Here is a 408-nt window from a genome sequence, read left to right on the forward strand (position 1 = left end):
GTGTCGTATTCAACGTGAGAAGTGTTGATGGTGATACCACGAGCTTTTTCTTCCGGCGCGTTATCGATCTGGTCGAATGCGCGAGCAGCACCGCCGTAGGTTTTAGCCAGTACGGTAGTGATTGCAGCGGTCAGCGTTGTTTTACCATGGTCAACGTGGCCGATAGTACCGACGTTGACGTGCGGTTTTGTACGTTCAAACTTTTCTTTAGACATCGATTGTCCCTCTAAGACACGGATAAATCGGTGATATCACCACATCAACCAGGCGATATGCCTGAATTGTTGAATATTTAAGTTTATACAGAGAGAAACGGGAAGGAGAAGTGAAGTGGTGCTGATACCCAGAGTCGAACTGGGGACCTCACCCTTACCAAGGGTGCGCTCTACCAACTGAGCCATATCAGCA

General features: G+C 48.5%; 1 protein-coding gene and 1 tRNA gene. Both read right to left on the minus strand.

Annotation, left to right across the window (positions count from 1 at the left end):
- On the minus strand, window positions 1–215 hold a 215-nt coding region (locus tag OGV83_RS00710; RefSeq protein ID WP_000031663.1), incomplete at its 3' end, for a GTP-binding protein.
- A gap of 116 nt (window positions 216–331) precedes the next feature.
- Window positions 332–407, minus strand: a tRNA-Thr gene (locus OGV83_RS00715).
- Window position 408: the final 1 nt, after the last annotated feature.

Origin of the sequence: Citrobacter sp. CK189, from assembly GCF_030333505.1 — a bacterium.
GTDB classification, from domain to species: domain Bacteria; phylum Pseudomonadota; class Gammaproteobacteria; order Enterobacterales; family Enterobacteriaceae; genus Citrobacter_B; species Citrobacter_B koseri.